Source organism: Neoroseomonas marina (assembly GCF_012927745.1).
GTDB lineage: Bacteria > Pseudomonadota > Alphaproteobacteria > Acetobacterales > Acetobacteraceae > Neoroseomonas > Neoroseomonas marina.
Genome location: NZ_JABBKX010000005.1, coordinates 117,421 through 143,735 on the forward strand (window position 1 = coordinate 117,421; position 26,315 = coordinate 143,735).

Here is a 26,315-nt window from a genome sequence, read left to right on the forward strand (position 1 = left end):
ACTGCGGCGTCCAACCGAGGAGGCCCCGCGCATGGGCGACACCGCAACACCCGGGCCGAGCGCCGCCGCCGAGCCGCCGATGACGCCGGCGGGCGCGCCGCCGCGGTCCTGGGGCCGCATCCTGCTGGCCGAGGCGCCGTACCTGGCGATGCTGGTCGCGGGCTTCGCCGGCGTTGCCTTCGTCGGCGGCGGGCCGCAGCCGAAGCTGCTCTACTGGCAGATCCTGGCACCTGTCTTCGGCGTGCTGTGCGTGATCGCCGGCTGGAAGGGCGCCGGGGAACGCAAGGCGCGGACACGGCTGATCTGGACCCAGGCGCTGCACTGGCTGGCCTTCCTGGGCGCGATGCTGCTGCTGTTTCTCCCGTCGGTGCGCGGCGTGGTGAATGACAACGCGACCGAGATCGGCCTGCTGCTGCTGCTCGGCCTCGGCACCTTCGTCGCCGGGGTGCATGCGGGGTCCTGGCGCATCGTCGCGGTGGGGGCGGTCCTCGGGTTGTCGGTGCCGGCTGTCGCGACCATGCAGCAATCCGCGCTGCTGCTGACCATGGGCGGCCTCGTGGTCGTTCTCGTCGGGGCGCTCTTCGTGATGACGAGTGCGCGATCGCGGTCGCTGACGCCGACCGGCTGACGCTCGGCGGTCACGCGACCGGGCGCTGGTCCCGTGCCGACGGTGCTGCGGCGATCCGCCGCAGCACGAGGCCCAGCGTCACGATCGAGGCGAGTGGACCGATGCTGACCTCCGCTCCGATACTGGCCAGGAAGGCGAGCAGCGGCAGGATCCAGGCCAGCGCGATGCCCGACTTTTCCCACGGCAGGAAGCCGCTGCGCCGCGCCTCGCCGAGCAACCAGACCATCGGCACCAGCAGCACGACGAGGTCGTAGACCAGCACGAACGGCGTCGCGAGCGGCGCGCCGGCTGCGATGACGGCGAGTTCGGCGCGGCCACCGAGATGGCGCCGGGCCGCCACGATCGCGGCGGCCAGCACGGCCGCCGCAACGATCGCCTGCGCGCCCATCGCCGCGCCCCGCGGCAGGCCGAGCGTGAGCGCCATCGCCATGACGCTCTGAAGCTTCCAGACCGCCAGGGCACCGTCGGACAAGGCGGCACCGGCATCCGGCATGCGAGCGAGGAAGGCGGGCCATATGCCGGGACCCAGCACGAGCGTGGCCAGCGCCACCGATGCGAGTCCGAGGCCCGCGGCCCAGCCCAGCGCTGCCCAGCGACGGCCGGCGAGGAGCACCGGCAGGACGAGAAGGCCGAGCTGGGGCTTGAAGGCCAGCATCGCGAACATGGCCCCCGCGCGGGCGGGATGACGATCGAGCCACAAGCCGGCGCCGGCCAGCAGCGCCGTGGCGAGAAACCCGTTCTGCCCGTGCAGGGCGTTCAGCACCGCGGCCGGCGCCAGCATGACGCAGGCGGCGGCGATGGGCCGCCGAAACACGCCCCACGGCCGCAGCGCCACCCACATCGCGCCGCCGGTGGCCGCCAGCCAGACGCCCAGGCCGAGCAACAGCGGCAGCAGGCCGAGCGGCATGAGTACAAGCAGGAACAGCGGCGGATAGAAGAAGGAGAAGTACCGACCCGGCTGGCCCTGCAACGCGGATTGCGCGGCGGCGTGGGCATCGCGGTCCCAGACCTCGGCGGCCCGCCCGGCATCGGCCATCGTGGCCGCGGCATGGAAGCTGAGATAGTCGAGGTCGGCCGGCGGCGCCTCCCGCCAGCCGAGGATCAGCGGCACCGTGGCGGCGACCGCCGCCAGGACCACCAGGAGATATCCGAGGCCATAGGCCCGGAGCCGCGCGGGCGTCAGCCAGGTCCCTTCGCGAAGGGCGCGGATCAAACGACCGCCCCGGCGAGGTCGAGCAGCCGTCGCATCACCGAAGGCAGCGCGCCGCGCGCCGCCGAGGGCAGCATCCATTCGCCCGCGACCGCCGCCATGGTAACCGCCGGCGCCGCATACAGGCGCATTTCCAGTTCGAAATGCGTGAAGCCATGGCGGGCGATGCCCTCGACCGGCCTCCAGGCCGCGGTGGACGGCGCGTGGTCCAGCGCCTCCGTCTCCGGCCAGGGGTCGGCGCGCCAGGGCGTGCCGGGCACTTCCAGCATGCCGCCGAGCAGCCCCTTCTCGGGCCGCCGGCGCAGCAGCACGCGGCCCGCATCGTCCCGCAGCAGGAAATGCACGCCGTGCCGCAGCGGCCGGGCGGGCTTGGGCGATTTCCGCGGGAGCTCAGCCTGGATCCCCGCCCGATGCGCGGCGCAGCCCTCCCGCCAGGGGCAGAGCGCGCAGGCGGGGTTGCGCGGCGTGCACACCGTTGCGCCGAGGTCGAACAGCGCCTGCGCGAAGTCGCCGGGCCGGGCCCGCGCCACCGGATCCTCCATGCAGGCGGCGGCATGGGCGGTGAGGATCGGTTTCGCGCCGGGCAGCGGCGCCTCCACCCCGTGGATGCGGGCCATGACGCGCTCGACATTGCCGTCGACCGGCACGACCGGGGCATCGAAGGCGATCGCGCCGACCGCCGCGGCCGTGTAGGGGCCGATGCCGGGCAGCGCCGCCAGGCCCTCGGTGTTGCGCGGGAAACCGCCGGCCGCCGCGACCGCCTTGGCGCAGGCATGGAGGTTCCGTGCCCGGGCGTAGTAGCCAAGGCCGGCCCATTCCTCGGCGACCTCGGCCCAATCCGCGGCGGCGAGGGCCCCGACCGTGGGGAATCGTTGCAGGAACCGGGCGTAGCGCGGCCCCACGGCGGCCACCGTGGTCTGCTGGAGCATCACCTCCGACAGCCAGATGCGGTATGGGTCCCGCGCCTCCCCCGGAGCGGCGCGCCACGGCAGGACCCGCCGGTGCCGGTCATACCAGGCGAGGAGGTCGGCGGCGGAGGGGCTCACGGATGGCACGGGATGGCGATGACAAGCGGTTCCTGGGCGGGCCGAGGCCGCTCGGCGCGCTGATGCCAGCGCTCACACGCCCCGCGTTCAAGCGCAAGAGCCCCGCCGGCGCGCAGATCATGGCCGACTGGCCGGAACTGGTCGGCCCGGCGCTGGCGGCCGTGACCCAGCCGCTGCGGTTGACCTCCGGCACCCTGACGCTCGCCTGCGCCGGGCCGGTCGCCATGGAACTGCAGCACCTTGCGCCGCAACTGGCCGGGCGGATCAACGCCGCGCTCGGGCGGGCGGCCGTCGAGCGGTTCCGCTTCGTCCAGCAGACCCCGGCGGCCGCCGCGGTCCGGAAAAGACCGGCCCCGAAGCCCGTGGCGCTGCCGCAACGGGTCGAATCAGCCATCGAATCGGTCGGCTCCCCGGAACTGCGCGAAGCGCTGGAAAGATTGGGCCGCGGCGTCTATCGGACTCGTTGAGTGGCAGCCCGAGTCCCGGAACGGCCCCAGGCGGCCCATATGCGACGGGTCGCCGCCCGGCCGGGCGGCCCCAAAGGAGACCGGATGCCCATGCTTCTTCGCCGCACCCTGCTTGCCGCCGGCGGCACCCTCGCCGCCCTGCCGGCCCTGGCGCAGGCGCCCGCCGACCCGCGGCTGTCCGAGCGGTCCATGGGAAGCGCCTCGGCCCCGATGGTGGTGACCGAGTTCTTCTCCCTGACCTGCAGCCATTGCGGCGCCTTCCACAGGGAAACCTGGCCGCGCGTGAAGGCGGAGCTGGTGGAGACCGGCAAGGTGCGGATGGTGTGGCGCGACTTCCCGCTCGACCAGATCGCCCTGCGCGCCGCGGCCGTCGCCCGCTCCTTCCCGCCGGCGGCCTATGAGCCCTTCGTCTCCGCCCTGCTGAACAACCAGGATCGCTGGGCCTTCGCCCGCGGCGTCGACCACAAGGCCGAGATCGCCAAGATCGCCGCCATGGCCGGCATGTCCCAGGCCGCCTTCGACGCCGCCTGGGGCGACGACGACCTGGCCCGCGCCATCCTCGCCCAGCGGCAGGAAGGCGAGCGCCAGTTCAACATCCAGGCGACGCCGACCTTCGTCTTCGGCACCCGCGTCGTCTCGGGCGCGATCGGCTACGACCGCTTCGCCCGCGAGGCCCAGGCTTGATGATGGACAACGGGTCCCTGCCGCCGGCGCCCCCCGGGCCGGAGGAAGAGGATTCGGCACCGCGCAGCGAGGCCCAGAAGGCGGCCTCGGTGCGTGCGACGCTCGCGCGGATCCGCATCGCGGGCTTCAAATCCTTCGCCGAGGCGACCACGGTCGAGGTCCTGCCGGGCCTGACCGGCGTCGTCGGCCCGAATGGCTGCGGCAAGTCCAACGTGGTGGAAGCGCTGCGCTGGGCGATGGGCGAGACCTCCGCCAAGGCCATGCGCGGCGGGGAGATGGACGACGTCATCTTCGCCGGCACCGCGACCCGCGCGGGGCGCAACGTCGCCGAGGTGACGCTGAGCCTCGAGGAGGCGGAAGGGCTCGCCCCGCCGCCGAACCAGGACCAGCCGGAACTCGAGATCATCCGCCGCATCACCCGCGGCGAGGGCTCGGCGTTCCGGGTCAACGGCAAGGAAGTCCGGGCGCGCGACGTCCAAACCATGTTCGCCGACATCGGGTCCGGCGCCCGCGCTTCGGCCATGGTCAGCCAGGGGCGCGTGTCGACCCTCATCCAGGCGAAGCCCGAGGACCGCCGCCAGGTGCTCGAGGAAGCCGCCGGCATCGCCGGGCTGCGCGCCCGCCGGCACGAGGCGGAGCTGAAGCTGCGCCAGGCGGAGACGAACCTGTCGCGCGCCGAGGACCTGCTCGGGCAGCTCGACAGCCAGCGCCAGGGGCTGCAGCGCCAGGCGCGGCAGGCCAATCGCTATCGCAATCTTTCGGGCCTCGTGCGCCAGGCGGAGGGCGAGTGGCTCGCCATCCTGGCCGCGCGGGCCGATGCCGCCGGGCGGCATGCCACGCAGCAGCTCGCGGAGGCCAAGGCCGCCGTCCGCGCCGCCGAGGCCGACGCCGAGCGCGCCGCCATCGCCGCCTTCGAGGCCGAGCAGGCCATCCCCGCCCCCCGCGCCGCCGAGGCCGCGACGCGCACCGCGCTGGAACGCCGCCGCGTCGAGACCGAGGGCCTGGAAGCCGAGGAACGCCGGGCGCGCGAGGCGCTGGAGGCGGCCGAGGCGCGTCTCACGCAATTGAAGCGCGACCTCGCCCATGCCGAGGGCGTGCTGCGCGATGCCGAGGCCGCGCGCGAGCGGCTGAGCCAGGAGGCCGAGGCGCTGACCGCGGTGGAGCGGTCCCTGCCCGGCCGGCGGGAGTCCGCCGAGGCCGCGCTGGTCGCCGCCGCCGAGGCCGCCCAGGCCGCCGAACGCGCCGCCGAGGCCGCGACCGTCGAGGCCGCCGAGGCCGCCGCCCGCGTCCAGTCCGCCGCCGAGGCCCGCACCGCCGCCGAGGCTCGGCTGAAGCGCGCGCAGGAGGGCCATGCCCGCCTCGCCGCCGAGCGCGACGCCGCCGCCCGCGCCCGCGTCCCCGCCGAGGCGCGCGCGGAGGCCGCCGCCGAGGTCGCCGCCGCCGATGCCGCGCTCGAAGCCGCCCGCGTCGCGCTGGAACAGGCCGAGGCCGCCCGCGCCGAGGCCGCCAATGCCCATGCCGAGGCCCGCCGCGCCGCCGCCGAGGCCGCGTCCGTCGCGCAGCGCGCCCAGGCCGAGAAGGCCGGGGCCGAGGACCGGCTGAACCGCATCGCGGCCCAGCACGCTTCCATGGCGAAGGACCGCGACGCCGCGGCCGCCGAGATCATCCCCGCCGCCGAGCGCGAGGCCGCGACCGCCGCACTGACCGCTGCGGGCGAAGCCGTCGAGCAGGCGCGCAAGGCGCTGGAGGAGGCGGAGGCGATGCGCGCCTGGGCCGCCGCCGCCCATGCCGAGGCGGGCCGCGCGGCCACCGCCGCCGGCGGCGAGCGCGCCCGCGCCGCCGCCGAGGTCGCGGCCCTGCGCGAGGTCCTGACCGCCCGCGAGCCGGGGGCCGCGGCGCCGATCCTCGACCAGGTGGGCGTGCCGGCGGGCCTGGAAGCCGCGCTGGGCGCGGCGCTTGGCGAGGCGCTGGAAAGCCCCGCCGAGGAGACCGGCCCGCGCTTCTGGCGCGCCCTGCCGCCGCTCGATGCCGCGGCCCCGCTGCCCGACGGCGCGGTGCCCTTGTCGCGGCTGGTGGAAGCGCCGGCGATGCTGACCCGGGCGCTGTCGCAGATCGGGCTGCTGCCCAAGGGTGCCGATGGCGCCGCGCTGCAGGCCGCGCTCAGGCCCGGCCAGTCGCTGGTGACCGAGGATGGCGCGTTGTGGCGCTGGGACGGGCACACGGCCCGCGCCGGCGCCCCGACGCCGGGCGCGGTGCGCCTCGCCCAGCGCAACGCCCTGCGCGCCGCCGAGGCGAAGCTGGACCGCGCCGAGGCCGAGGCCGCGACCACCGAGGCCGCCCGCGCCGCCGCCGCCGCCCGCGAGGAGGAGGCCCGCGCCGCCGAGGCCCGCGCCCGCGAGGCCCGCGCCCGCGCCGACGCCACGCTGAACGAGGCCCGGCAGGCCGAATCGGCGCTCGCGGCGCGGCATGCGCGCGCGGAAAGCCGGCTCGCGGCGATCGAGCCGCAACTGGCGCGCCTCGCCGCCGACCGCGCCGAGGCCGAGGCCGCCAAGGAAGCAGCCTGGGCCGCCATCGCCGCCCTGCCCGACCTGCCGACGCTGCGCCGCGCGGCCGAGGAGGCCGGCGCCGCCGAGACCCGCGCCCAGGCCGCCGAGCACGCGGCCCGCGAAGCGCGCCGCAACGCCGAGGCCACCGCGCGGGGCGCGCGGCAGCACGAATCGACGCTCGCCGCCCGTGCGGCGGAGGCGGAGAGCCGTCTCGCGGCGCTGGAACCGCAGCTCGCCCGGCTTGCGGCCGATTGCGGCGAGGCCGAGGCGGCGCTGGCCGAGGCGGTGGCGACCGAGGCTGCGCTGCCGGATCTCGACGCTCTGCGCGCTGCCGTGACGGAGGCGCGCGATGCGCTGACCGCCGCCCGCGGGGCGGAGGTGACGGCGCGCAGCGACATCGCCGCGCTGGCCGCCGAGGCCGGACGCGTCGCCGCGCGGCTACAGGCGGTGGGCGAGGAAGCCGCGCTCTGGACCTCCCGCGGGGAGGATGCCGAGGCGCGGGTGATCGAGTTGCGCCGCCGCAGCGCCGAAGCCGGGACGGAGCGCGAGGCACTCGCGGAAGCCCCGGAGGACGCCGCGGCGCGCCGGCGCAGCGCGGCGTCGCTGCTGGCCGAATCGGAGGCCGCCCACACAGCCGCAGCCGCCGCCCTGTCGGCTGCCGAGACGCGGCTGCGCGACAGCGGCGAGGCCCGCCGCAAGGCCGACGCCGCCTTCGCCACCGCGCGCGAGGGCCAGGTGCGCGCCGAGGCCGCCGCCGAGGCCGCCTCGACAGCCGAGGAAGCCGTCGCGGCCCGCATCGCAGAGCGACTCGGCGAGGATGCCGAGCTGCCGCCGCCGCCCGAGGAACTGTCCGACGCCGCCGAGGAGAAGGCGCGGCGCAAGGTCGAGCGCCTGGCTCGCGAGCGCGAGGAGATGGGCCCGGTCAACCTGCGCGCCGAGATCGAGGTCACCGAGATCGAGGAGCGCATCGGCCAGATCACCACCGACCGCGACGAGGTGACGGCGGCCATCGCCAAGCTGCGCGGGTCGATCGGCCACCTGAACCGCGAGGGCCGCGAGCGGCTGCGCGAGGTCTTCGACCGGGTGGATGCCGAGTTCCGCAACCTGTTCTCCCGCCTGTTCGGCGGCGGGCGGGCGCATCTGGCGCTGGTCGGGTCCGACGATCCGCTCGAGGCGGGGCTCGAGATCTATGCCGAGCCGCCGGGGAAGAAGCTCGCGACGCTGTCCCTGCTCTCGGGCGGTGAGCAGGCGCTGACCGCGCTCTCCCTCATCTTCGCGGTGTTCCGCTGCCAGCCGGCGCCGGTCTGCGTGCTGGACGAGGTGGATGCGCCGCTCGACGATGCGAACGTGGAACGTCTCTGTGACCTGCTCGACGCCATGGCGGCGGAAAGCGGGACGCGCTTCCTGGTGGTGACCCACCACCCGCTGACCATGGCGCGGATGCATCGGCTCTATGGCGTGACGATGCAGGAACGGGGCGTGTCGAGGCTGCTGTCGGTCGATCTCGGCCAGGCGGTGCAGATGGCCGAGGGGCCTGTCGCGGCGTAGGCTAAAAAAGGCCGTGTGGCGCGGGGTTGCTGCGCCGCACGCGCTTGACAGGTGTAAGGCCAAACCCTAAAGGCCGCCTGCCTTCCGGCGGGGTTCCGCCAGGGAGCGAAGGTGAACGAGCGCAGCGATTTCGAGGATCGGTTGCGGCAGGCCAGGACCCGACAGGGCCTGGACAAGCGTCCCGCGGGGCGCGGAAGCCTGCCGCCGGGCCCCTGGGGCATCGGACTGCGCGCGGGGGTCGAGGTCGTCTCGGCCCTGGTCGTCGGCATCGGTTTCGGCTTCGTGCTGGACCGTTGGCTCGGGACCTGGCCTTGGCTCTTCCTGGTGTTCTTCGTCCTGGGCAGCGCGTCCGGGGTCCTGAACGTCTATCGGCTGTTCAATCCCCGGAAGACACCCCGCGCAAACTGACGGACGAACGGGAGACAGGCCGGTGGCAGCCGAAGGCAAGACGATCGACGCGCTCAGCCAGTTCGAGCTCTCGCCGGTGCTCGGCGTGTTCGGCGATGCCGTGTCGTTCAGCCAGTCGAACCTGATGATGCTGGTGGCGGTCCTGATCACCTTCCTGCTGATGAAGCTGACGGCCGATCGCGGCGAACTCGTTCCCGGCCGCCTTCAGGCGTTGGGCGAGGCGTCTTACAGCTTCATCGCCGGCATGGTGCGCGACCAGGTCGGCGACGAGGGCAAGAAGTATTTCCCCTTCGTCTTCTCGATCTTCATGTTCGTGCTGCTGGGCAATCTGCTCGGCATGGTGCCCTATTCCTTCACCTTCACCTCCCACATCATGGTCACGCTGACGCTCGCGATCGTGGTGTTCCTGGTGGTGACGTGCGTGGCGCTCGCCATCCACGGCATGCACTTCTTCACCTACTTTTTCCCCGAGGGCGCGCCGAAGTGGCTGGCGCCGATCATCATCCCGGTCGAGATCATCTCCTACTTCTCCCGCGTGGTGTCCCTCTCGGTCCGTCTTTTCGCGAACATGGTCGCCGGCCACGTCATGCTGAAGGTGTTCGCCACCTTCGTCGTGCTGCTGGGCGGCCTCGGCGCCATCGGCCCCTTCGTGGCCGCCATGCCGCTCGCGGTGAACGTTGTCCTGGTCGGTTTCGAATTCCTGGTGGCCTTCCTGCAGGCCTATGTCTTCGCGATCCTGACCAGCATCTACCTGCACGACGCGGTCCACCTGCACTGACCCGCCATGTGAACGGGGTGCGGTTGGCACCTGCGTACGTACAGAACCTCCATGTGATTTAGGAAGGACGAGCATCATGGAAGTCGCCGCCGCGAAGGCCCTCGGGGCCGGTATCGCCGTCATCGCCCTCTTCGGCGTTGGTCTGGGCATCGGCAACATCTTCTCCTCGCTGATCAACAGCGTGGCGCGCAACCCGGCGGCCCGCGATGCGGTCTTCCCGATCGGCATTCTCGGTTTCGCGCTGACGGAAGCCGTGGCGCTCTTCGCGCTGCTGATCGCCTTCCTCATCCTGTTCGCCTGATCACCCCGGCCCCGCCGGCCCATCCGGGCCTTGGCGGGGCCACGGGCCTGCCCGGGCGGCCTTTGGCCCGGGCATCGAGGCGAGGAGAGACGGCGATGCGCCGAGTGACGTTGCTGGCGGCCCTGGCCGCTACCCTGCCCACCATTGCCATGGCCGCGAGTTCCTCGGCGGTGCCCGTCGAGGGCATGCCGCAGCTCGCCTTCGGCCACCCCGAGCAGGGCCGCCTGCTGGTCGGCCAGGTGGTGTGGCTGCTGCTCATCTTCGCGGCGCTCTATTTCCTCATGGCCAAGATCGCGCTGCCGCGCGTCGGCGCCGTGATCGAGAACCGCCACGCGCGCATCGCCGCGGACCTCGAGGCCGCGCAGGCCGCGAAGGCCGAGGCTGACGGCGCCATGGCCGCGCACCGCGCCGCCACCGAAGCCGCCCGTGGCGAGGCCCGCGCCGCCGTCGCTTCCGCCGTCCAGGCCGCCCAGGCCGACAGCGACGCGAAGGCCGCCGCGCTGAACGCCCGGCTCAACGCCCAGATCGCCGAAGCCGAGGCCCGCATCGAGGCGGCCCGCGCCTCCGCGATGGGTGCGATCCGCGGCGTCGCCACCGACACCGCCGAGGCGCTGGTCGCCAAGCTCGTCGGCCGCGCCGACCGCGCCGCGATCGACACCGCCGTGGGCGCCGCGCTGACCGCGCAGGGGAGGGCCTGATGCACCACTACGAGCACTTCTGGCTCAACCCGCAGTTCTGGGTCGCCGTCTCCTTCGTCATCTTCTTCCTGCTGCTGGGCAAGAAGATGTGGGGCGCGCTGGCCGGCGCGCTCGACGGCAAGGCCGAGGGCATCCGCCGCCAGCTGTCGGAAGCCGCCGAGCTGCGCGCGCAGGCCGAGCAGATGCTGGCCGATGCCGAAGCCGAGCGCGCCGCCGCGGCGAAGGAAGCCGAGGAACTGCTGGCCCGCGCCCGTGACGAGGCCGTCCGCCTGGCCTCCGCCGCGGCCGCCGAGGCCGAGGCCGCCGCCAAGCGCCGCGAGCGCATGGCGATGGACCGTATCGCCGCCGCCGAGGCCTCCGCGGTCGCCGAGGTGCGCAACGCCGCCGCCGACATCGCCGGCGTGGCCGCGCGGACCGTCATCCGGGCGACGCATGACGCCGCCGCGGATGCCGCGCTGGTGGACCAGAGCGTCGCGGAACTGCCGAAGGCCCTGCGCGCCGCCTGATCCGCTGCGCTGCGCCGCAGCAAAGGGTGCCCGCCGCAAGGCCGGCACCCTTTTTCATGTTCGCAGAGCGGGCAGACGGCCTTTCCCTCCGCCCCGCGATGGAGCAAGCATGCGCCACTCGCGTTCATGACCGGGGGCAAAACCGCATGACATTCCGCTTCACGCTCGCAGCCGCGTTACTCGCCGGCAGCACCTTCGCCGCGCAGGCCAACACCTTCCGGTGGGCCAATGACGGCGACACCAATTCCATGGATCCGTACACGCGGCAGGAAACCTTCCTGCTGTCGTTCAACGCCAACATCTACGAACCGCTCGTGCGCCGCGACGCGCAGATGCGCGTGGAACCGGCGCTGGCGGAGCGGTGGGAGAACCTGTCCCCGACCGTGTGGCGCTTCCACCTGCGCCGCGGCGTGAAGTTCTCCGACGGTACGCCCTTCACCGCCGACGACGTGGTGTTCAGCGCGCAGCGCGCGCGGGCGCAGGGGTCGAACATCCAGGGCGTGCTCGCCTCGGTGAAGGAGGTCCGCCGCGTCGACGACCACACGGTCGACTTCGAGACCACGGTCCCGAATCCGATCCTCCTCCAGGAGATCACCAACTGGGGCATGATGAGCCGGGCCTGGTCGGAGCAGCACAATGCGACCCGCCCGGCCGACCTGACGGCGCGCGAGGAGAACTTCGCGACCCGCAACGCGATGGGCACGGGCCCCTTCCTGCTGTCGTCGCGCGAACCGGACCGCCGCACGGTGCTGGTGCCGAATCCGAACTGGTGGGACACGCCGCGCCACAACCTCACGCGCGTCGAGTTCAACGTCATCTCGAACGACGCGACGCGCGTGGCCGCGCTGCTCTCGGGTGAGATCGACTTCCTCTACACCGTGCCGCCGCAGGACGTGGAGCGCATCCGCCGCTCGCAGGGCGTGTCCATCATGCAGGGGCCGGAACTGCGCACGATCTTCCTCGGCATGGACCAGATGCGGCCGCAGTTGCTGAAGTCCGACGTGCAGGGGAAGAACCCGTTCCAGGATGTGCGCGTGCGCCGCGCCATGCTGCTCGCGATCGACGTGAACGCCATCCAGCGCACGGTGATGCGGGGGCAGTCGCGGCCGTCGAACCTGATGTACGGGCCGGGCGTCAACGGCTTCGTCGAGGCCGATGACCAGCGCCCCGCGGTGAACATCAACGAAGGGCGCCGCCTGCTGGCCGAGGCCGGGTATCCGAACGGCTTCGGCGTGACGATGGACTGCCCGAACGACCGCTACGTGAACGACGAGGCGATCTGCACGGCGATCACCGCGATGCTCGCCCGCGTGGGCATCCGCGTGACGCTCAACGCGCAGACCCGCGCGCGCTACTTCGCCGAGATCAATGCGCCGCGCTTCAACACGTCCTTCTACCTGCTCGGCTGGACGCCTTCGACCTCGGACGCGCACAACGCCCTCTACAACCTGGCGGCGACGCGCGACGGCGCGCGCGGCGTGTTCAACAGCGCGGGCTATTCCAACCCGCAGTTCGACGCGCTGCTGGACCGCATGGCGGTGGAGACCGACCCGGCGCAGCGCCAGCGCATGATCTCCGAGGCGAGCCGGATCCTGCGCGACGATGTCGCGTTCATCCCGCTGCACCAGCAGCAGATCGTCTGGGCCGTGCGGCAGGGCTGGACCGTCGTCCAGACGGCCGACAACTACTTCGCGCTTCGTCACGTGCGCCGCGGCCAGTAAGGCCGAAGGCCGAAAGGCCCTGCGGGTCGATTTCCGGGGAGGGCAGTGCCCTCCCCGTTTTCGTTTCAGTCGGCGCGTGCGCCGGACGCCGTGACGGCGTCCCGCCACCGTGTGCTTTCCGCCGCCACGAAGGCCGGCAGGTCGCTGCGCGGAATCGGCATCGGGTCGAAGGCGCGGTCGCGGAACAGCGTCGTCATCTCCGGGCCGGCCAGGGCGCGGCGCGTCTCCGCGTCGATGCGCGCCAGCACCGGTTCCGGGGTGCCGCGCAGGGCGAACAGGCCGGTCCAGTTCACCGACAGGAAGCCCGGCAGCACGGTCGCGATCGGCGGGACGCCGGGCAGCGCCGCGGTCTCGGTCGTCGAGGCGACGCCGAGCGCGCGGATCGCCCCGCCGCGCACCTGCGGCAGCGCGGTGCCGAGCCCGTCGAACATCATCGGCACATTGCCCGCGACCAGGTCCGTCATCGCCGGTGCGCTGCCGCGATAGGGGACGTGCGTCATGTCGACGCCGACGGCGGCGCGGAACATCTCCCCGGTCAGGTGCAGCTGGGATCCGGTACCGGCCGAGCCGTAGTTCACCTGGCCCGGATGCGCGCGGATATGGGCGACGAGTTCCGCGAGCGTGGGCATCGGCAGCACGCGCGGGTTCACCACCAGCACGTTGGGCTGCTGCGCGAGCATCGCGACCGGCAGGAAGTCGGTGTCGGGATCGAAGGGCATCCGCGCATAGAGCGCCTTGTTGATGCAGATGAGCGAGGCCGTCGCGACCAGAAGCGTGTGCCCGTCGGGATCGGAGCGCGCAAAGGCCTCGCCCGCCACGGTGCCGCCGGCGCCGCCGCGGTTGTCGATCACCACCGGCTGGCCGAGGGCGACGGACAGTCGTTCCCCGACCGCTCGCGCGAGGATGTCGGTGGTGCCGCCGGCGGCGAAGGGCACCAGGATGCGCATGGGGCGTGAGGGGAAGGCCTGGGCGCGCGCCGGCGCGGCAAGCGCGGCGCCGGCCGCGAGCACGAGGGCGCGGCGGGTGGGGCGGACCATGGGCGGCTCTCCGGCTGGATGGGTGAAGTCTAGGCCGCGTTCGGCGCGAGGAGCATCCCCCCGGGACGCAGCGCGTCCTCCCCGTCGAGCAATATCGCCAGCGCGGTTCGGACGCCCCCGGCCCCGAGCACGGGCGTCGCGAAGCGAATGGCCTTCGCGCGCACGGCCGCGGCGTCCATCGGCAGGTCGGGGTCGCCGGCGACGCGCTCGGCCCGGGCGGCGCGCCGCGTGCCATCGCGCAGCGTCACGGCGACGGTCGCGCCGCGCCGGCCGGCGGCGGTGAGCGTCTCGTCTTCCGCGAGCGTCACCAGGGCCTCGATCCGGCGCAGCGCAGGGTCGGACAGCGCGGCATCGGTGTAGGCCGCTGGGCCGAGGTCGCGCTGCACCAACGCCGCAGCCACCGCCCAGGACAGGCTGAACTGCGCCGCGATGGCGCTGCGCGGCGCGCGGTTGGCGGCGTAGCGCAGCGCCTCGGCATAGGTGGACAGGGTGATCGCGGCGATGTCGTCCGGCGATGATGCGCCGAGGTCGAGCGCCGCGGCCGCCGCGTAATGCGCGTGGCGCACGCCGGCGAAGGGCTTGATGTAGGCTTCCTCGAGCAGCCACTGGCCCGGCGGCGCGACCTCGGCCGGCGCCTCCAGGCCGAGCGCGACGCGGCGGGCCTCGGCGACGCCGACCTCGGGCGCATCCATCCCGGCCATCGCGGCGGCGGCCGCGAGCGTCCCGAGCAGCGCGGCGTGGGCCGGGTAGGAATTGCGCCCGTCCATGCCCGCCGCGATCGGCGCATACATCGCGAAGGGCACCTGGCAGCCCGCGAGGCGCACGGCGCGCCCCGCCGCGGCGGCATCCCCGCCGGCGAGCCGCACTGCCGTCGCCGCGGCACCGAGGGAGTGCCACGACCCGTCGACATGCATCCCGGGCCGGATGCGCCAGGCCTCGCCGGCGCGGCCGCCCACTTCGTAGCCGAGTGCGAAGGCCGCGAGTGCCTCGCCCAGCGTCACGCGCCCTTCGGCAAGGGCTGCGATGCAGAGCGGTGCCACCGACAGTCCCGGGCGGCCATGCGCGCGGGCGAGTCCCTCATTCGCCTCGTCCCAGCACATCGCCGCCGCGAGGACGGCCGAGGCCCCCGCGGCGGACAGGGGCGCATCCACGCCCGGCAGGCGAATCGTGCCGGGCATAGTCGCGGCGAGTGCGGCCCCGAAGGCGCGCACCCGGGCGTGGCCTAGCCCAGCCATCATGCAGCCCAGGCTGTCCGACAGCAGGAGCCGCGCCTTGCCCGCCGCCGCGCTGCCGGGCGGCGGGCCGTTCCAGGCGAAGTCGATGCTCAGCGCGCCTGCGCCTGCACCTGCGCCATGGAGTTGGCGAAGCTGTCCTCCACCACGCGGAACCAGGTCTGTTGTTCCTGGCGATAGCGATCCCACTGGGCGTGGATCTCCTTGAACCGGGCATTGCGGTTGCCGAGTTCGGCATACAGTTCCTGCGTCACGCGGAAGCAGGCGGAGATCACGTCGCGCGGGAAGGCCTTGAGCTGCGTACCGCCCGCGATCAGCCGCCGCAGCGCCGGCGGGTTGAGCGCATCGTAGCGGCCGGTCATGTAGGAATAGCCCTCGCCGCAGGCGGTCTCGAGCGCGGCCTTGAACTGCGCCGGCAGCGCTTCCCACGCGCGCAGGTTCACCATCATGGTGATCGACGGGCCGGGCTCCCACCAGCCGGGGAAGTAGTAGTACTGGGCGACGCGCTGGAAGCCGAGCTTCTCGTCGTCGTAGGGGCCGACCCATTCGGCGCCGTCGATCACGCCGCGTTCGAGCGCGGGGTAGATGTCCGCGCCGCCGAGCTGCTGCGCGACGGCGCCGAGTCGGTTGAACACCTCACCGGCATAGCCCGCGATGCGGAACTTCAGGCCGCGCAGGTCGTCGACGCTGCGGATCTCCTTGCGGAACCAGCCGCCCATCTGCGCGCCGGTGTTGCCGCCGAGGATGCAGCGCACCCCCTGGTCGGCGAAGACCGGGGCCATGAGGTCCTTGCCGCCGCCGTCGTGCCACCAGGACCATTGCTGGCGGGCGTTGAGGCCGAAGGGAACGCAGGACCCGAAGGCGAGCGAAGGGTCCTTGCCGGTGTAGTAGTAGGGCGCCGACCAGCCGATCTCGACCGAGCCCGAGCCCGCGGCGTCGAGCACCTGCAGCGCCGGGACCAGTTCGCCGGGCGCGAAGGGCTGGATCTGGAAGGCGCCGTCGGTGATCTCGCTGACCCGGCGGCAGATGTGTTCCTGCGTGCCGTAGAGGGTGTCGAGCGATTTCGGGAAGCTGCCGGGGCAGCGCCAGCGCACGCGCGGGGCACCCTGCGCGTTGACGACCTGCGGTGCGGCGACGGTCGCGGCGGCGGCGCCGGCGGCCCCGCTCGCGATGAAGCGGCGACGATCCATTCCTGTACTTCCTCCCACGCCGGCGAATGCCTGGCGGGCGGCAAGAATGCTGGGCGCACGGGCGCCGCGCAACGGTTGGTCAGCGTCCGAGCGCGGCCGAGAAGAACGCGACGGCGTCGGCGTTGAAGGCGGCGTGAAAGGCCCCCCGGTCGAAGCCCGGCGGGTCCGTGCAGAGCCACGGCTCGGCGGTGCGGCGTTCGGCGGTGCAGGGCGGCATGAACACCCAATGGTCCGCATCCGGCACGACCTGGGGTACGGGTCGCCCCGGCAGGCGCGACGCGATCGCTTCGGCGTGAAGGGGCTCGGCGAGCAGCGAATCCCTCCCCGCGCGCCACAGGCGCAGGGGGGTTCCAGGCGGGACACCGGCCAGGCCGTCGGGCACGAAGAGGAAGCCGAGCGCGGGGGCCGCCAGCATCGCCGCGCGGAAGCGCGGATCGGCCGCCACGATGGGCGGCGTGTCGGCGGCGGCGAGCGCGCTGCGGCCGAAGGGCGTCCCGCAGAAGCGTTCCTGCGGCGTCGCCTCGCACAGCGCGGTCCAGCGCCCGGGATCGACACGCCCGCCGATCAGCAGCAGCGCGGCCGTCGCGCCGGCGGAATAGCCGAAGACGCCGATGCGCGCCGGGTCGATCCGCTCCGCCGCGCGCGCCAGCACGGCGTCGAGCACCCGAGATCCCGCCCGCGCGCGCGCCGCCATCCGCAGGAACGGGTTGGGGGCGGCCCGGTCCGCGACCTGGGTGAAGCCGGCGGCCGCGATGCCGGCCGCGGCGAGCGCGGCGCCGAGCGGCGCATGGTCCGCCCAGGCGCCGCCCGCGCCGTGCAGCAGGATCACGAGCGGCACGCGGGCCGTCCCCTCGGGCAGCCACAGCGCGGCCTCGAGCGGCGGTGTGCCGGACACCTCGAACAGCGTCTGCGCAGCGGCGCCGCGGGCAAGCAGCGCCGTGGCGAGCAGCGCCAGCGCGGCGAGGCGGCGGATCACCCCTCCCCGCCCTCCGGCCCGTAGAAGATCACCCAGGTCGCGAAGTCGGGCGTGAAGTCCTCGAAGCGATGCTCGGCACCCGCGGGCACCCAGAGCATGTCGCCCGGACCGAAGGGCGCGCGCGTGCCGGCGCAGAAAAAGGTGCCGCGGCCACTGACGACGACATAGGCCTCGTCGCGCGTATGCGGCGTCTGCGGGTCGCTGCCCTCGGGCGCGTACCAGCGCGCCTCGAAGGTGCCAAGGGCGAAGATCCGGGCCGAGAGGCGGCCAGGCTCGTTCGGGGTGGCGGCGGCCTCGGCGGCGGGGAAGGTGAAGCGGGTCATGGCAAGGATGCTGCGCGCGTGGTGCGCCGTGGGCAACAGCGAGGGGGCGCCGCCCCCTCGTGCTCCCCCGCCCGGGATCCCATGACCGATGCAAAGCATCGGCCATGGGGACCCATGGGCCGAAAGGCCCTCGGAACCCGGAACTTCAGAAAGTCACGCGGCCGGCGGCGGCGAGCGCCAGCAGCAGCGAGGCGACATGGGTGGATTGCTGCACTTCGCCCTCGCGAATGACCCGCAGCACCTCGGGCACCGGGATCAGCTCGACGGCGATCTCCTCGCCATTGTCGAAGGACTGCGCGCCTTCCGGCGCAGCACCCAGCGCGAGGACCGTGTGCACGCGGTTGGTGTGCGTCGCGGGGTTCGGGCGCAGGCTCACGACGTGACGGAATTCGCGCGCGCCGAACCCCGTTTCCTCGCGGAACTCGCGCCGGCCGCCGGCGACCGGATCGGCATCCGCCGCATCCAGGACGCCGCCGGGGAGCTCGAGATGCACCTCCCCGGCCGCGTGGCGGTACTGGCGGTTCATCACCAAGCGATCATCGTCGGTGAGTGCGACGACATGCACCCAGTCCGAATATTCCAGCACGTAGAACGGGTCGATCGCGTCGCCATTGGCGGCGACGCAGCTATCGGCCCGCACCCGGATCCAGCGATCCGCCAGCACGATGCGGCTGGCGGTCACCGTCCAGGGCTTCAGGACCGTCATTCGGCCGCGATCTGGTGAGCCTGGGCGTAGGCCTCGAGCGGTGCGCAGGAACAGACCAGGTTGCGGTCGCCATAGACGTTGTCGACGCGCTTCACCGGCGGCCAGTACTTGCGCGCCTTCACGAAGGGCAGCGGGAAGGCCGCCTGTTCGCGCGAATACGGGTGCGACCAGGTCTCCGCCGCGATCTCGGCCGCGGTGTGCGGCGCGTTCTTCAGCGGGTTGTCGGCCTTGTCCATGCGGCCCTGCTCGACGGCGCGGATCTCGGCGCGGATGGCGACCATCGCGTCGATGAACCGATCCAGCTCCGCCTTCGGCTCGCTTTCTGTCGGTTCGACCATCAGCGTGCCGGCGACCGGCCAGGACATGGTCGGCGCGTGGAAGCCGTAGTCCTGCAGGCGCTTCGCGATGTCCTCGACCATCACGCCGCCGCCCTGCTGGAAGCCACGGCAGTCGAGGATGCACTCATGCGCGACCATGCCGTTCATGCCGCGGTAGAGCACCGGGAAATGCGCCTCGAGCCGCTTCGCGACGTAGTTGGCGGCGAGGATCGCCACCTGCGTCGCGCGCTTCAGCTCGGCCGCGCCCATCATGCGGATGTAGGCGTAGGAGATCGTCAGGATCGACGCCGAGCCCCAGGGCGCGGCGCTCACCACGATGTCCTTCGACCCGCCGCAATCCACCACCGGATGACCCGGCAGGAAGGGGGCGAGTTCCGCCGTGACGCCGATCGGCCCCACGCCCGGCCCGCCGCCGCCATGCGGGATGCAGAAGGTCTTGTGCAGGTTGAGGTGGCAGACGTCCGCGCCGATGGACGCCGGCGAGGTCAGCCCCACCTGCGCGTTCATGTTGGCGCCGTCCATGTAGACCTTGCCGCCCTTCTCATGGATCAGGGTGCAGATCTCGCGGATCGCGGTCTCGAAGACGCCATGCGTCGACGGGTAGGTGATCATCAGCGCGGCGAGGTTCGCCGCGTGCTGTTCCGCCTTCGCCTTGAGGTCGTCGAGATCGACGCTGCCGTCGCGGTCGGTGCCGACCACGACCACCTTCATCCCCGCCATCGCGGCCGAGGCCGGGTTGGTGCCGTGCGCAGAGGCCGGGATCAGGCAGATGTCGCGATGCGTGTCGCCGCGGCTCAGGTGCCAGGCGCGGATCGCGAGCAGACCGGCATATTCGCCCTGGCTGCCGGCATTCGGCTGCAGCGAGACCGCCGCGAAGCCGGTGATGCGGCACAGCCAGTCGGACAGGCGGTCGGTCAGTTCGCGATAGCCCTTCGCCTGGTCGGCCGGGGCGAAGGGATGGATGACGCTGAAGCCGGGCAGCGTGACGGGCACCATCTCCGCCGTCGCGTTGAGCTTCATCGTGCAGGACCCCAGCGGGATCATGCTGCGGTTCAGCGCGACGTCCTTGTCCTCGAGCGCCTTCAGGTAGCGGAGCATCGCGTGCTCCGAGTGATGCGCGTTGAAGACGGTGGCGGTGCAGTAGGCCGAGCGGCGTTCCAGCACGGCAGGGATACCGCCCGCGATGGCGCCGGCGGCAACCGGGCTGGCGGCCGCGTCGGCGATCGCCTGGATCAGCGCGTCGAGGTCCTCGCGCGTCACCGTCTCGTCCAGCGCGATGCCGACCGTGGTGGCGTCGATACGGGACAGGTTGAAGCCGCGCTTCAGCGCCGAATCCATCAGCGCCTGCGCCTTCGCCCCGGCGTCGAGCGCCACGGTGTCGAAGAAGGCGTCATGCTTCGGCGCGAAGCCGGCGGCCTTGGCCGCACCAGCGACGAGGCGCGCGAGCAGGTTCACCCGCGTCGCGATGCGCTTCAGCCCCTGCGGCCCGTGCCACACGGCATAGAAGCCGGCCATGACGGCGAGCAGCACCTGCGCGGTGCAGATGTTCGACGTCGCCTTCTCGCGGCGGATGTGCTGCTCGCGGGTCTGGAGCGCGAGGCGCATCGCCGGCGCGCCGGCCGCATCCACTGAGACGCCGACGAGGCGACCCGGCATCAGCCGCTTGTGCGCATCCTTCACCGCCATGTAGGCGGCGTGCGGCCCGCCATAGCCCATCGGCACGCCGAAACGCTGGGCGGAGCCGACGACGACGTCCGCGCCCATCTCGCCGGGCGGCGTCAGCAGGCAGAGCGACAGCGGATCGGCCGCGACGATGGCGAGGCCACCGCCGGCCTGGACCGCGGCGATCTCGCCGGTCAGGTCGCGCACCTCGCCGGTCGTGCCGGGATACTGCAGCACCAACGCGAAGGGCTTCGCTTCCGTCACGGCCGCGACGATGTCGGCGACCTTCACGAAGCGCACCTCGATGCCGAGGGGCGCGGCGCGCGTCGTCAGCACCGCCTTGGACTGCGGGTGCAGGTCGTCGGCGGCGATCAGCAGGTCCGACCTGCCGCGCGTCGCGGCATGGGCGAGGTGCATCGCCTCGGCGGCCGCCGTGCCTTCGTCGAGCAGCGAGGCATTCGCCACCGGCAGGCCCGTCAGGTCGCAGATCATGGTCTGGAAGTTGACCAGGGCTTCGAGGCGCCCCTGCGCGATCTCGGCCTGGTAGGGCGTGTAGGCGGTGTACCAGCCCGGGTTCTCGAGCACGTTGCGCCGGATGACCAGCGGCGTGTGCGTGCCGTGGTAGCCCATGCCGATCAGCGACTTGACGTCGGCGCGGTTGCGCAGCGCCATGGCGCGCAGCTCGGCCAGCAGTTCCAGTTCGGTCGCCGGTTCCGGCAGGCCCGCGAGGTCCATGCCGAGGATCGCCGCCGGCACGGTCTTGGCAGCGAGGTCGTCGAGGCTCGACGCGCCGACGACGCGGAGCATCTCGGCGATCTCGCTCTCCGAGGGCCCGATGTGGCGCGGGGCGAAGGCGTCGCCCGCCTCCAGCGCCGCCAGCGTGTCGAGCGCGCTCATGCGAGGTCGTCCACGTAGGCCGCGTAGGTCGCCTCGTCCATCAGCCCGTCCAGCGCGCCGGGATCGGAGGTCTCGATCTTGAAGAACCAGCCATCCGTGGTCGGCGCGGAATTGATCGTGCCGGGATTGTCGGCGAGGGCGGCGTTCACCTCGACGATCTTGCCCGCGATCGGGGCATAGACGTCGGACGCCGCCTTCACACTCTCGACCACCGCGATCGGCTCGTTGGCGACGACGACGCGACCGACCTCCGGCAGGTCGACGAAGACGACGTCCCCGAGCGCGTTCTGCGCGTGGTCGGTGATGCCGACGGTGGCGACGCCGGCGTCCAGGCGCACCCATTCATGGTCCTTGGTGTACTTGGTCTCGGACATCGGTGCGGCTCCTTCAGCGGACGTAGCGGTGGGGGACGAAGGGGGTGGGCGCGACGCGGGCGGGGATCGCCTTGCCGCGCACCATGAGGTCGAGGGCGGTGCCGTCCGCGGCGTGTTCGCGCGCGACGTAGCCCATGGCCATCGGGCCGTTCAGGGACGGGCCGAAGCCGCCCGAGGTGACCTCGCCGATGACGTCGCCGCCGGGCGCGTGGATCGGCGTGTGGCCACGCGCAGGCTGACGGCCTTCCGGCTTGATGCCGACGCGCAGGCGCTTCGTGCCGTTGGCGAGTTCGTCGCGCACGCGCTCGGCGCCGGGAAAGTTCCATTCCATGCGGCGGCGCTTGCCGATGGTCCAGGTCAGCGCGGCCTCGACGGGGCTCGTCGTCTCGTCGATGTCGTTGCCGTAGAGGCAGAGCCCGGCCTCGAGCCGCAGCGAATCGCGCGCGCCAAGGCCCGCCGGCTGCACGCCGGGCAGGGCCAGCAGCGCGCGGGCGAAGGCCTCGGCCTGCTCGGCGGGCACCGAGACTTCGACCCCGTCCTCGCCGGTGTAGCCGGAGCGCGAGACGAGCGCGGGCACGCCCGCGATGGTGAAGGCGCCGACGCCCATGAAGCCGAGTTCGGCGATGCCCGGCGCGAGGGTCGCGATGGCGGCGACCGCCTGCGGCCCCTGCAGCGCGATCAGCGCGCGGTCCGGCAGCGGCTTCAGCGTCACGCCGGCCGGCAGCGCGGCTTCGATATAGGGCAGGTCGACCTGCTTGCGGCTGGCGTTGACCACGAGGAACAGCCGGTCGCCGAGGTTCGCGACCATGAAGTCGTCGAGGATGCCGCCCTCGGCGGTCGTCAACAGGCCGTATTTCTGCCGCCCCGACTTCAGGACCTGGACGTCGGCCGGCGTGACGCGCTCCAGCGCCGCGGCCGCGCCCTCGCCCACCAGCTCGGCCTGGCCCATGTGGGAGACGTCGAACAGCGCCGCCGCGGCGCGGGTGTGCAGGTGCTCGGTGAGGATGCCGGCCGGGTACTGCACGGGCATGTTGTAGCCCGCGAAGGGGACCATGCGCCCGCCCAGCTCGCGGTGCAGCGACGCCAGCGGCGTTTCCAGAAGCGATTCCGACGACTCGGCCACGGTTCCTCCCGCCGCGTCGCGGCGTGTGGGTTCAACTCCGTGGCCCCCCTCTGTCCGATGGACCTGAGAGATTCGGCGGGGGCGTTGCCTCGCCTTACTCCGTCGGTGCCGAAGCCTTGCGGCCTCGGGCTTTCCAGAGGCCCCTTCCCCGCGCGGCCCTTCTGCCTGAGCGTTTCCGGGGGCCGGTTGCGCCTTCGGCGGAGGCTCTCGCCCCTCTCTCCCGCGCGGGATCTGCGGGGTGCGCCTTCCTGACAGATCGGCCGCGCCGGCGCAACGGCCGAAGGCGCCTCAGCGCGGTCCGCGGCGGCGGTTGAGCGCGAGTTCGTCCGGCGTCAGCTGGAAGGACAGCCGGACATTGTGGTTCTCGACCAGCCGTTCGTCGGCCGGGAAGTTCAGACGCACCGGGCTGCTCTGCACGCGCAGCCGGCCGGCATTCGATTCGAAGTTGACCTGGGTGACGAAGTCCTGGCGGTCGATCAGCTGGGCGTCGCCGGCGTCGGTGACCGCGACGAACCAGGGCAGGTTGACCTGGCGCGACCGCGCCACCGGCCCGCGTTCCACGTCGAAGATGGCACTGAGCGTCACGGTCACGCCTTCGCGCCGCCGGGCATAATCGCAACTGGCCTGGAAGCCGATCAGGCGCGCATCGAAGGTGGTGGTCGCGAGATCCTGGATCGCCCCCGGCTGGAAGCGCGTCAGATCCGCGCCGTCCGACAGGACGGTGATGCGTGGGCAAGGCGCCGGCGGCGTCGCCGGCCCCGTGTTGCTGCACCCGGCGAGCGCCAAAGCGCCTGCCAGACCCATCGCCGTCCTGCGCACCATGCCCTGCACCCTTCCCGTCCCCCTTTGACCCGCGGCGCCCCATCTATAGTGTGCCGCCCGCCGGGAACAGGCCACCCTGCCCGATCCTTCCCCCGACCACCATGTCGAGACCATGACCGCCGAGAAGCCCCGCCTCCATATCCTGCTTGCCGGCCCCCGCGGCTTCTGCGCCGGGGTGGACCGCGCCATCAGGATCGTCGAGGAGGCGCTGCGGCGCCACGGCGCACCTGTCTATGTCCGCCATGAGATCGTCCACAATCGTTTCGTGGTCGAGGGTCTGGAACGCCAGGGCGCCATCTTCGTCCACGAACTCGACGAGGTGCCCGACGACGGGCAGCCGGTCGTATTCTCCGCCCATGGCGTGCCGAAATCCGTGCCGGCGGCGGCGCGGCAGCGGGAGATGTATTTCCTCGACGCCACCTGCCCGCTGGTCAGCAAGGTCCATCGCGAGGCCGAGCGCCACCATGCCCGCGGCCGCCACCTGTTCCTGATCGGCCATGCCGGCCACCCCGAGGTGGTCGGCACCATGGGCCAGCTCCCCGAGGGTGCGATGACGCTCGTCGAGGACGCGGAGGCAGCGCGCCGCGCGGTGCCGCCCGAAGGTGCGGCGCTGACCTACACGACGCAGACGACGCTGTCGGTCGACGACACCGCCGAGATCGTCGCCATCCTGCGCGAACGCTTCCCCGACATCGCCGAGCCGTCGAAGGAAAGCATCTGCTACGCCACGACCAACCGCCAGGCGGCGGTGAAGGCGATGGCCGCGCGCAGCGACCTGGTCATCGTGGTGGGCGCGCCGAATTCCTCCAATTCCGTGCGCCTGCGCGAAGTCGCCGAGCGGGCCGGCGCGGCGCGCGCGGTGATGGTCCAGCGCGGCGCCGACCTCGATCCCGCCATCGCGGCCGGCTGCGCGACGATCGGCGTCACGGCGGGCGCGTCCGCGCCCGAAGTGCTGGTGCAGGAAGTCGTCGCGCGCCTCGCCGAACGCTTCGACATCACCACCGAGGACGTTGTCGTCGCGGTCGAGGACGTGACCTTCCGCATGCCGCCGATGCGCGCCGTCGCCTGATGGCCGTCTATACCGAAGTCACCGACGAGGCGCTGCGCGCTTTCCTCGCCGACTATCCGCTCGGCGAGCTGCTCGCCTTCCGCGGCATCGCCGAGGGCGTGGAGAATTCCAACTACGCGCTCAAGACCGAGGCAGGGGATTTCATCCTCACGCTGTACGAGAAGCGCGTCGATCCGAAGGAACTGCCCTACTTCCTCGGCCTGATGGACCACATGGCCCGGCGCGGGCTCGCCTGCCCGACGCCGGTGCACGGCACGGACGGGCAGGCGCTGCGGACGCTCGCGGGTCGTCCGGCGGCGATCGTGACCTTCCTGCCGGGCGTCTGGCCCCGGAAGGTGCGGCCGGAGCATTGCGCCCCGCTCGGCCGCGCGCTGGCGGAAATGCATGTCGCGAGCGAAGGCTTCGCGATCGAGCGGCCGAACGCCCTTGGCCCCGCCGGCTGGGCGCCGCTGCTCGATGGCTGCCGCCCGCGCGGGGATGAGGTCCAGCCGGGCCTGATCGCGGAACTCGATGCGGCGCTGAAGGGCATCCTCGCGGCGTGGCCGGTGCGGGGCGCGTTGCCGCGCGGGCATATCCACGCGGACCTGTTCCCCGACAACGTCTTCTTCCTGCCCGCCGAGGACGGGAAGCCGCGCGTCTCGGGGCTGATCGACTTCTACTTCGCCTGCACCGACCTCTACGCCTACGACGTCGCGGTCTGCCTCAACGCCTGGTGCTTCGAGCCGGACTACGCCTTCAACGTCACCAAGGCGCGCGCGCTGCTGGCGGCGTACGACTCGGTTCGACCGATGTCGGATGCGGAGCACGCGGCACTGCCGGTGCTCTGCCGCGGCGCGGCGCTGCGCTTCCTGCTCACGCGGCTGTATGACTGGACGCATACCCCGGCAGGCGCGCTGGTAACGCGGAAGGATCCGCTGGAATACCTGCGCAAGCTGAGGTTCTTCGCGCAGGCGGACAGCGCGGCGGCGCTCGGGCTGTGACAAGGCAAAGTGAAGGTCGGGGGAGGGTGAACCTCCCCCAAACCCCCTCCCTTTTCTGGTCACCTGGCACCGGCCTTGGCGGTCAGTCTCCAAGTGACAAAGAAGGTTGGGGGGCACGGGGGAAAGTTCCCTTCCCCCCGCTTCCATGAGCGACACCCGACCCCTGGTCGAGATCTGGACCGATGGCGGCTGCAAGCCGAACCCGGGCCCCGGCGGCTGGGCGGCGATCCTGCGCTTCGGCGAGCACGAGAAGGAACTTTCGGGCAGCGACGGCGAGACCACCAACAACCGCATGGAACTGACCGCGGCGATCATGGCGCTCGAGGCGCTGAAGAAGCCCTGCCGCGTCACGCTGCACACCGACAGCGAATACGTGCGCAACGGCATCAGTCGCTGGATCCATGGCTGGGTGCGCAGCAACTGGCGTAACGCGGCGAAGGAACCGGTCAAGAACCTCGACCTGTGGCAGCGCCTGCTCGCCGCTGCGAAGCCGCATGACATGGATTGGCGCTGGGTGCGCGGTCACGCCGGCGACCCGATGAACGAACGGGCCGACGCCCTCGCGACGATAGCCCGGGATCGCGCCGGCTGATCTAGCCGCTGGTCCGCTTCGCCAGGGCCAGCAGCCGGGGTTCGGCCGCACGATGCGCCGCACGCTCGATCGCCCGATAGTCGGCGACCAGGTTCCGCCCCGCATCGGTCAGCATCGCGCCGCCCCCGCGATAGCCGCCGGTGCTCGCCTCGACCGCCGGCGTGCCGAGAATCCTGTTGAGCGCATCCACCAGGTCCCAGGCGCGGCGGTAACTCATGCCGAGCGCGCGGCCCGCGGCGGAGATCGACCCCTCGCGGTCGATCGCCTCGAGCAGCGCGATCTTCCCGGGGCCGATGCGGCCCGCGGGCAGGTCGATCCGGACGCTCAGGACACCTCGCCCGACCGCACTGGCCTCGTCCCGCTGTTTCATCGCGACGTTCCCCGCAGCCTCAAGGCCCGGTGCCCGTCGGTCGCCCGTCGTCCATCGGCACCCGCGGGCCGGCGAGAGGTCGT

General features: G+C 72.6%; 26 protein-coding genes and 2 riboswitches. Of the genes, 13 read left to right on the plus strand and 13 right to left on the minus strand.

Annotated features, from left to right (window positions below; genetic code table 11):
* Window positions 1-31: 31 nt before the first annotated feature.
* Window positions 32-628, plus strand: a complete 597-nt coding sequence (locus tag GWK16_RS15495) for a hypothetical protein (protein ID WP_170054885.1) — start codon at window positions 32-34, stop codon at window positions 626-628.
* A gap of 10 nt (window positions 629-638) precedes the next feature.
* Here the strand turns inward: GWK16_RS15495 and GWK16_RS15500 are convergent, their stop codons facing one another.
* A complete protein-coding gene (locus tag GWK16_RS15500; protein ID WP_170054886.1) occupies window positions 639-1,841 on the minus strand; it encodes a glycosyltransferase family 87 protein in 1,203 nt (400 codons plus the stop codon).
* Window positions 1,838-2,884, minus strand: a complete 1,047-nt coding sequence (locus GWK16_RS15505; protein WP_170054887.1) for an NUDIX domain-containing protein — start codon at window positions 2,882-2,884, stop codon at window positions 1,838-1,840. Before GWK16_RS15505 ends, GWK16_RS15500 begins: the two co-directional genes overlap by 4 nt.
* Window positions 2,885-2,946: 62 nt before the next feature.
* Between GWK16_RS15505 and GWK16_RS15510 the strand changes: the two genes are divergently transcribed.
* From GWK16_RS15510 to GWK16_RS15550, 9 genes are all read left to right on the plus strand, one after another.
* A complete protein-coding gene (locus GWK16_RS15510) occupies window positions 2,947-3,351 on the plus strand; it encodes a DUF721 domain-containing protein (protein WP_248291412.1) in 405 nt (134 codons plus the stop codon).
* Between the two features lie 90 nt (window positions 3,352-3,441).
* Complete coding sequence (locus tag GWK16_RS15515) at window positions 3,442-4,035, plus strand: DsbA family protein (protein WP_248291413.1); 594 nt, start codon at window positions 3,442-3,444, stop codon at window positions 4,033-4,035.
* Window positions 4,035-8,129 carry a chromosome segregation SMC family protein gene (locus GWK16_RS15520; protein ID WP_248291414.1) on the plus strand — a complete coding sequence of 1,365 codons (4,095 nt, stop codon included), beginning with the start codon at window positions 4,035-4,037 and terminating at the stop codon, window positions 8,127-8,129. Before GWK16_RS15515 ends, GWK16_RS15520 begins: the two co-directional genes overlap by 1 nt.
* A gap of 111 nt (window positions 8,130-8,240) precedes the next feature.
* On the plus strand, window positions 8,241-8,537 hold the full coding sequence (locus tag GWK16_RS15525; RefSeq protein WP_170054890.1) for an AtpZ/AtpI family protein: 297 nt from the start codon (window positions 8,241-8,243) through the stop codon (window positions 8,535-8,537).
* A gap of 22 nt (window positions 8,538-8,559) precedes the next feature.
* Window positions 8,560-9,315, plus strand: a complete 756-nt coding sequence (locus GWK16_RS15530) for a F0F1 ATP synthase subunit A (RefSeq protein ID WP_170054891.1) — start codon at window positions 8,560-8,562, stop codon at window positions 9,313-9,315.
* Between the two features lie 76 nt (window positions 9,316-9,391).
* Window positions 9,392-9,616 (plus strand): ATP synthase subunit C family protein, encoded by a 225-nt coding sequence (locus GWK16_RS15535; RefSeq protein WP_027284881.1) that lies wholly within the window; start codon window positions 9,392-9,394, stop codon window positions 9,614-9,616.
* 95 nt (window positions 9,617-9,711) lie between these two features.
* Window positions 9,712-10,314 carry a F0F1 ATP synthase subunit B family protein gene (locus tag GWK16_RS15540; RefSeq protein ID WP_170054892.1) on the plus strand — a complete coding sequence of 201 codons (603 nt, stop codon included), beginning with the start codon at window positions 9,712-9,714 and terminating at the stop codon, window positions 10,312-10,314.
* Window positions 10,314-10,820, plus strand: a complete 507-nt coding sequence (locus tag GWK16_RS15545) for a F0F1 ATP synthase subunit B family protein (RefSeq protein ID WP_170054893.1) — start codon at window positions 10,314-10,316, stop codon at window positions 10,818-10,820. Before GWK16_RS15540 ends, GWK16_RS15545 begins: the two co-directional genes overlap by 1 nt.
* Before the next feature lie 146 nt (window positions 10,821-10,966).
* Window positions 10,967-12,541: an ABC transporter substrate-binding protein gene (locus GWK16_RS15550; protein WP_170054894.1), complete on the plus strand. Its 1,575-nt coding sequence runs from the start codon at window positions 10,967-10,969 to the stop codon at window positions 12,539-12,541.
* A gap of 65 nt (window positions 12,542-12,606) precedes the next feature.
* On the opposite strand, the gene GWK16_RS15555 is transcribed toward GWK16_RS15550, so the two are convergent.
* From GWK16_RS15555 to GWK16_RS15600, 10 genes are all read right to left on the minus strand, one after another.
* On the minus strand, window positions 12,607-13,578 hold the full coding sequence (locus GWK16_RS15555) for a Bug family tripartite tricarboxylate transporter substrate binding protein (protein ID WP_170054895.1): 972 nt from the start codon (window positions 13,576-13,578) through the stop codon (window positions 12,607-12,609).
* 29 nt (window positions 13,579-13,607) lie between these two features.
* Complete coding sequence (locus GWK16_RS15560) at window positions 13,608-14,999, minus strand: MmgE/PrpD family protein (RefSeq protein WP_170054896.1); 1,392 nt, start codon at window positions 14,997-14,999, stop codon at window positions 13,608-13,610.
* Window positions 14,903-16,000 (minus strand): TRAP transporter substrate-binding protein, encoded by a 1,098-nt coding sequence (locus tag GWK16_RS15565; RefSeq protein ID WP_170054897.1) that lies wholly within the window; start codon window positions 15,998-16,000, stop codon window positions 14,903-14,905. The genes GWK16_RS15560 and GWK16_RS15565 overlap by 97 nt, the downstream gene beginning before the upstream one ends.
* 79 nt (window positions 16,001-16,079) lie before the next feature.
* The gene (locus GWK16_RS15570) at window positions 16,080-16,976 is read right to left on the minus strand and encodes an alpha/beta hydrolase family protein (protein ID WP_170054898.1); all 897 of its coding nucleotides are present in this window, start codon (window positions 16,974-16,976) and stop codon (window positions 16,080-16,082) included.
* Window positions 16,973-17,299 carry a cupin domain-containing protein gene (locus tag GWK16_RS15575; RefSeq protein WP_170054899.1) on the minus strand — a complete coding sequence of 109 codons (327 nt, stop codon included), beginning with the start codon at window positions 17,297-17,299 and terminating at the stop codon, window positions 16,973-16,975. The genes GWK16_RS15570 and GWK16_RS15575 overlap by 4 nt, the downstream gene beginning before the upstream one ends.
* A gap of 145 nt (window positions 17,300-17,444) precedes the next feature.
* Window positions 17,445-18,005 carry an NUDIX hydrolase gene (locus GWK16_RS15580; protein WP_170054900.1) on the minus strand — a complete coding sequence of 187 codons (561 nt, stop codon included), beginning with the start codon at window positions 18,003-18,005 and terminating at the stop codon, window positions 17,445-17,447.
* A complete protein-coding gene (gene gcvP, locus GWK16_RS15585) occupies window positions 18,002-20,902 on the minus strand; it encodes an aminomethyl-transferring glycine dehydrogenase (RefSeq protein ID WP_170054901.1) in 2,901 nt (966 codons plus the stop codon). Before gcvP ends, GWK16_RS15580 begins: the two co-directional genes overlap by 4 nt.
* The gene (gcvH, locus tag GWK16_RS15590) at window positions 20,899-21,276 is read right to left on the minus strand and encodes a glycine cleavage system protein GcvH (protein ID WP_170054902.1); all 378 of its coding nucleotides are present in this window, start codon (window positions 21,274-21,276) and stop codon (window positions 20,899-20,901) included. The genes gcvP and gcvH overlap by 4 nt, the downstream gene beginning before the upstream one ends.
* 13 nt (window positions 21,277-21,289) lie before the next feature.
* A complete protein-coding gene (gcvT, locus tag GWK16_RS15595) occupies window positions 21,290-22,399 on the minus strand; it encodes a glycine cleavage system aminomethyltransferase GcvT (RefSeq protein ID WP_170054903.1) in 1,110 nt (369 codons plus the stop codon).
* Between the two features lie 47 nt (window positions 22,400-22,446).
* Window positions 22,447-22,539: riboswitch (glycine riboswitch) on the minus strand.
* A 3-nt stretch (window positions 22,540-22,542) separates the two neighbouring features.
* Window positions 22,543-22,632, minus strand: a riboswitch (glycine riboswitch).
* A 55-nt stretch (window positions 22,633-22,687) separates the two neighbouring features.
* Window positions 22,688-23,221: a hypothetical protein gene (locus tag GWK16_RS15600; RefSeq protein ID WP_170054904.1), complete on the minus strand. Its 534-nt coding sequence runs from the start codon at window positions 23,219-23,221 to the stop codon at window positions 22,688-22,690.
* A gap of 112 nt (window positions 23,222-23,333) precedes the next feature.
* Here GWK16_RS15600 and ispH point away from each other — a divergent pair, with 112 nt between their 5' ends.
* The 3 genes from ispH to rnhA all read left to right on the plus strand — a co-directional run bounded on the left by ispH (window position 23,334) and on the right by rnhA (window position 25,862).
* On the plus strand, window positions 23,334-24,290 hold the full coding sequence (gene ispH, locus GWK16_RS15605) for a 4-hydroxy-3-methylbut-2-enyl diphosphate reductase (protein ID WP_170054905.1): 957 nt from the start codon (window positions 23,334-23,336) through the stop codon (window positions 24,288-24,290).
* Window positions 24,290-25,270 (plus strand): homoserine kinase, encoded by a 981-nt coding sequence (locus GWK16_RS15610; protein WP_170054906.1) that lies wholly within the window; start codon window positions 24,290-24,292, stop codon window positions 25,268-25,270. The genes ispH and GWK16_RS15610 overlap by 1 nt, the downstream gene beginning before the upstream one ends.
* A gap of 145 nt (window positions 25,271-25,415) precedes the next feature.
* Window positions 25,416-25,862 (plus strand): ribonuclease HI, encoded by a 447-nt coding sequence (gene rnhA, locus GWK16_RS15615; RefSeq protein ID WP_170054907.1) that lies wholly within the window; start codon window positions 25,416-25,418, stop codon window positions 25,860-25,862.
* 1 nt (window position 25,863) lies between these two features.
* Here the strand turns inward: rnhA and GWK16_RS15620 are convergent, their stop codons facing one another.
* On the minus strand, window positions 25,864-26,232 hold the full coding sequence (locus GWK16_RS15620; protein ID WP_170054908.1) for a winged helix-turn-helix domain-containing protein: 369 nt from the start codon (window positions 26,230-26,232) through the stop codon (window positions 25,864-25,866).
* Window positions 26,233-26,315: the final 83 nt, after the last annotated feature.

Bases quoted from the DNA above. Each gene is read 5' to 3' on its own strand.
- GWK16_RS15495 (WP_170054885.1), top strand. From the start codon at position 32: ATGGGCGACACCGCAACACCCGGGCCGAGCGCCGCCGCCGAGCCGCCG.
- GWK16_RS15510 (WP_248291412.1), top strand. From the start codon at position 2,947: ATGCCAGCGCTCACACGCCCCGCGTTCAAGCGCAAGAGCCCCGCCGGC.
- GWK16_RS15515 (WP_248291413.1), top strand. From the start codon at position 3,442: ATGCTTCTTCGCCGCACCCTGCTTGCCGCCGGCGGCACCCTCGCCGCC.
- GWK16_RS15520 (WP_248291414.1), top strand. From the start codon at position 4,035: ATGATGGACAACGGGTCCCTGCCGCCGGCGCCCCCCGGGCCGGAGGAA.
- GWK16_RS15535 (WP_027284881.1), top strand. From the start codon at position 9,392: ATGGAAGTCGCCGCCGCGAAGGCCCTCGGGGCCGGTATCGCCGTCATC.
- GWK16_RS15540 (WP_170054892.1), top strand. From the start codon at position 9,712: ATGCGCCGAGTGACGTTGCTGGCGGCCCTGGCCGCTACCCTGCCCACC.
- GWK16_RS15545 (WP_170054893.1), top strand. From the start codon at position 10,314: ATGCACCACTACGAGCACTTCTGGCTCAACCCGCAGTTCTGGGTCGCC.
- GWK16_RS15550 (WP_170054894.1), top strand. From the start codon at position 10,967: ATGACATTCCGCTTCACGCTCGCAGCCGCGTTACTCGCCGGCAGCACC.
- GWK16_RS15555 (WP_170054895.1), bottom strand. From the start codon at position 13,578: ATGGTCCGCCCCACCCGCCGCGCCCTCGTGCTCGCGGCCGGCGCCGCG.
- GWK16_RS15565 (WP_170054897.1), bottom strand. From the start codon at position 16,000: ATGGATCGTCGCCGCTTCATCGCGAGCGGGGCCGCCGGCGCCGCCGCC.
- GWK16_RS15575 (WP_170054899.1), bottom strand. From the start codon at position 17,299: ATGACCCGCTTCACCTTCCCCGCCGCCGAGGCCGCCGCCACCCCGAAC.
- GWK16_RS15580 (WP_170054900.1), bottom strand. From the start codon at position 18,005: ATGACGGTCCTGAAGCCCTGGACGGTGACCGCCAGCCGCATCGTGCTG.
- gcvP (WP_170054901.1), bottom strand. From the start codon at position 20,902: ATGAGCGCGCTCGACACGCTGGCGGCGCTGGAGGCGGGCGACGCCTTC.
- gcvH (WP_170054902.1), bottom strand. From the start codon at position 21,276: ATGTCCGAGACCAAGTACACCAAGGACCATGAATGGGTGCGCCTGGAC.
- GWK16_RS15600 (WP_170054904.1), bottom strand. From the start codon at position 23,221: ATGGTGCGCAGGACGGCGATGGGTCTGGCAGGCGCTTTGGCGCTCGCC.
- ispH (WP_170054905.1), top strand. From the start codon at position 23,334: ATGACCGCCGAGAAGCCCCGCCTCCATATCCTGCTTGCCGGCCCCCGC.
- GWK16_RS15610 (WP_170054906.1), top strand. From the start codon at position 24,290: ATGGCCGTCTATACCGAAGTCACCGACGAGGCGCTGCGCGCTTTCCTC.
- rnhA (WP_170054907.1), top strand. From the start codon at position 25,416: ATGAGCGACACCCGACCCCTGGTCGAGATCTGGACCGATGGCGGCTGC.
- GWK16_RS15620 (WP_170054908.1), bottom strand. From the start codon at position 26,232: ATGAAACAGCGGGACGAGGCCAGTGCGGTCGGGCGAGGTGTCCTGAGC.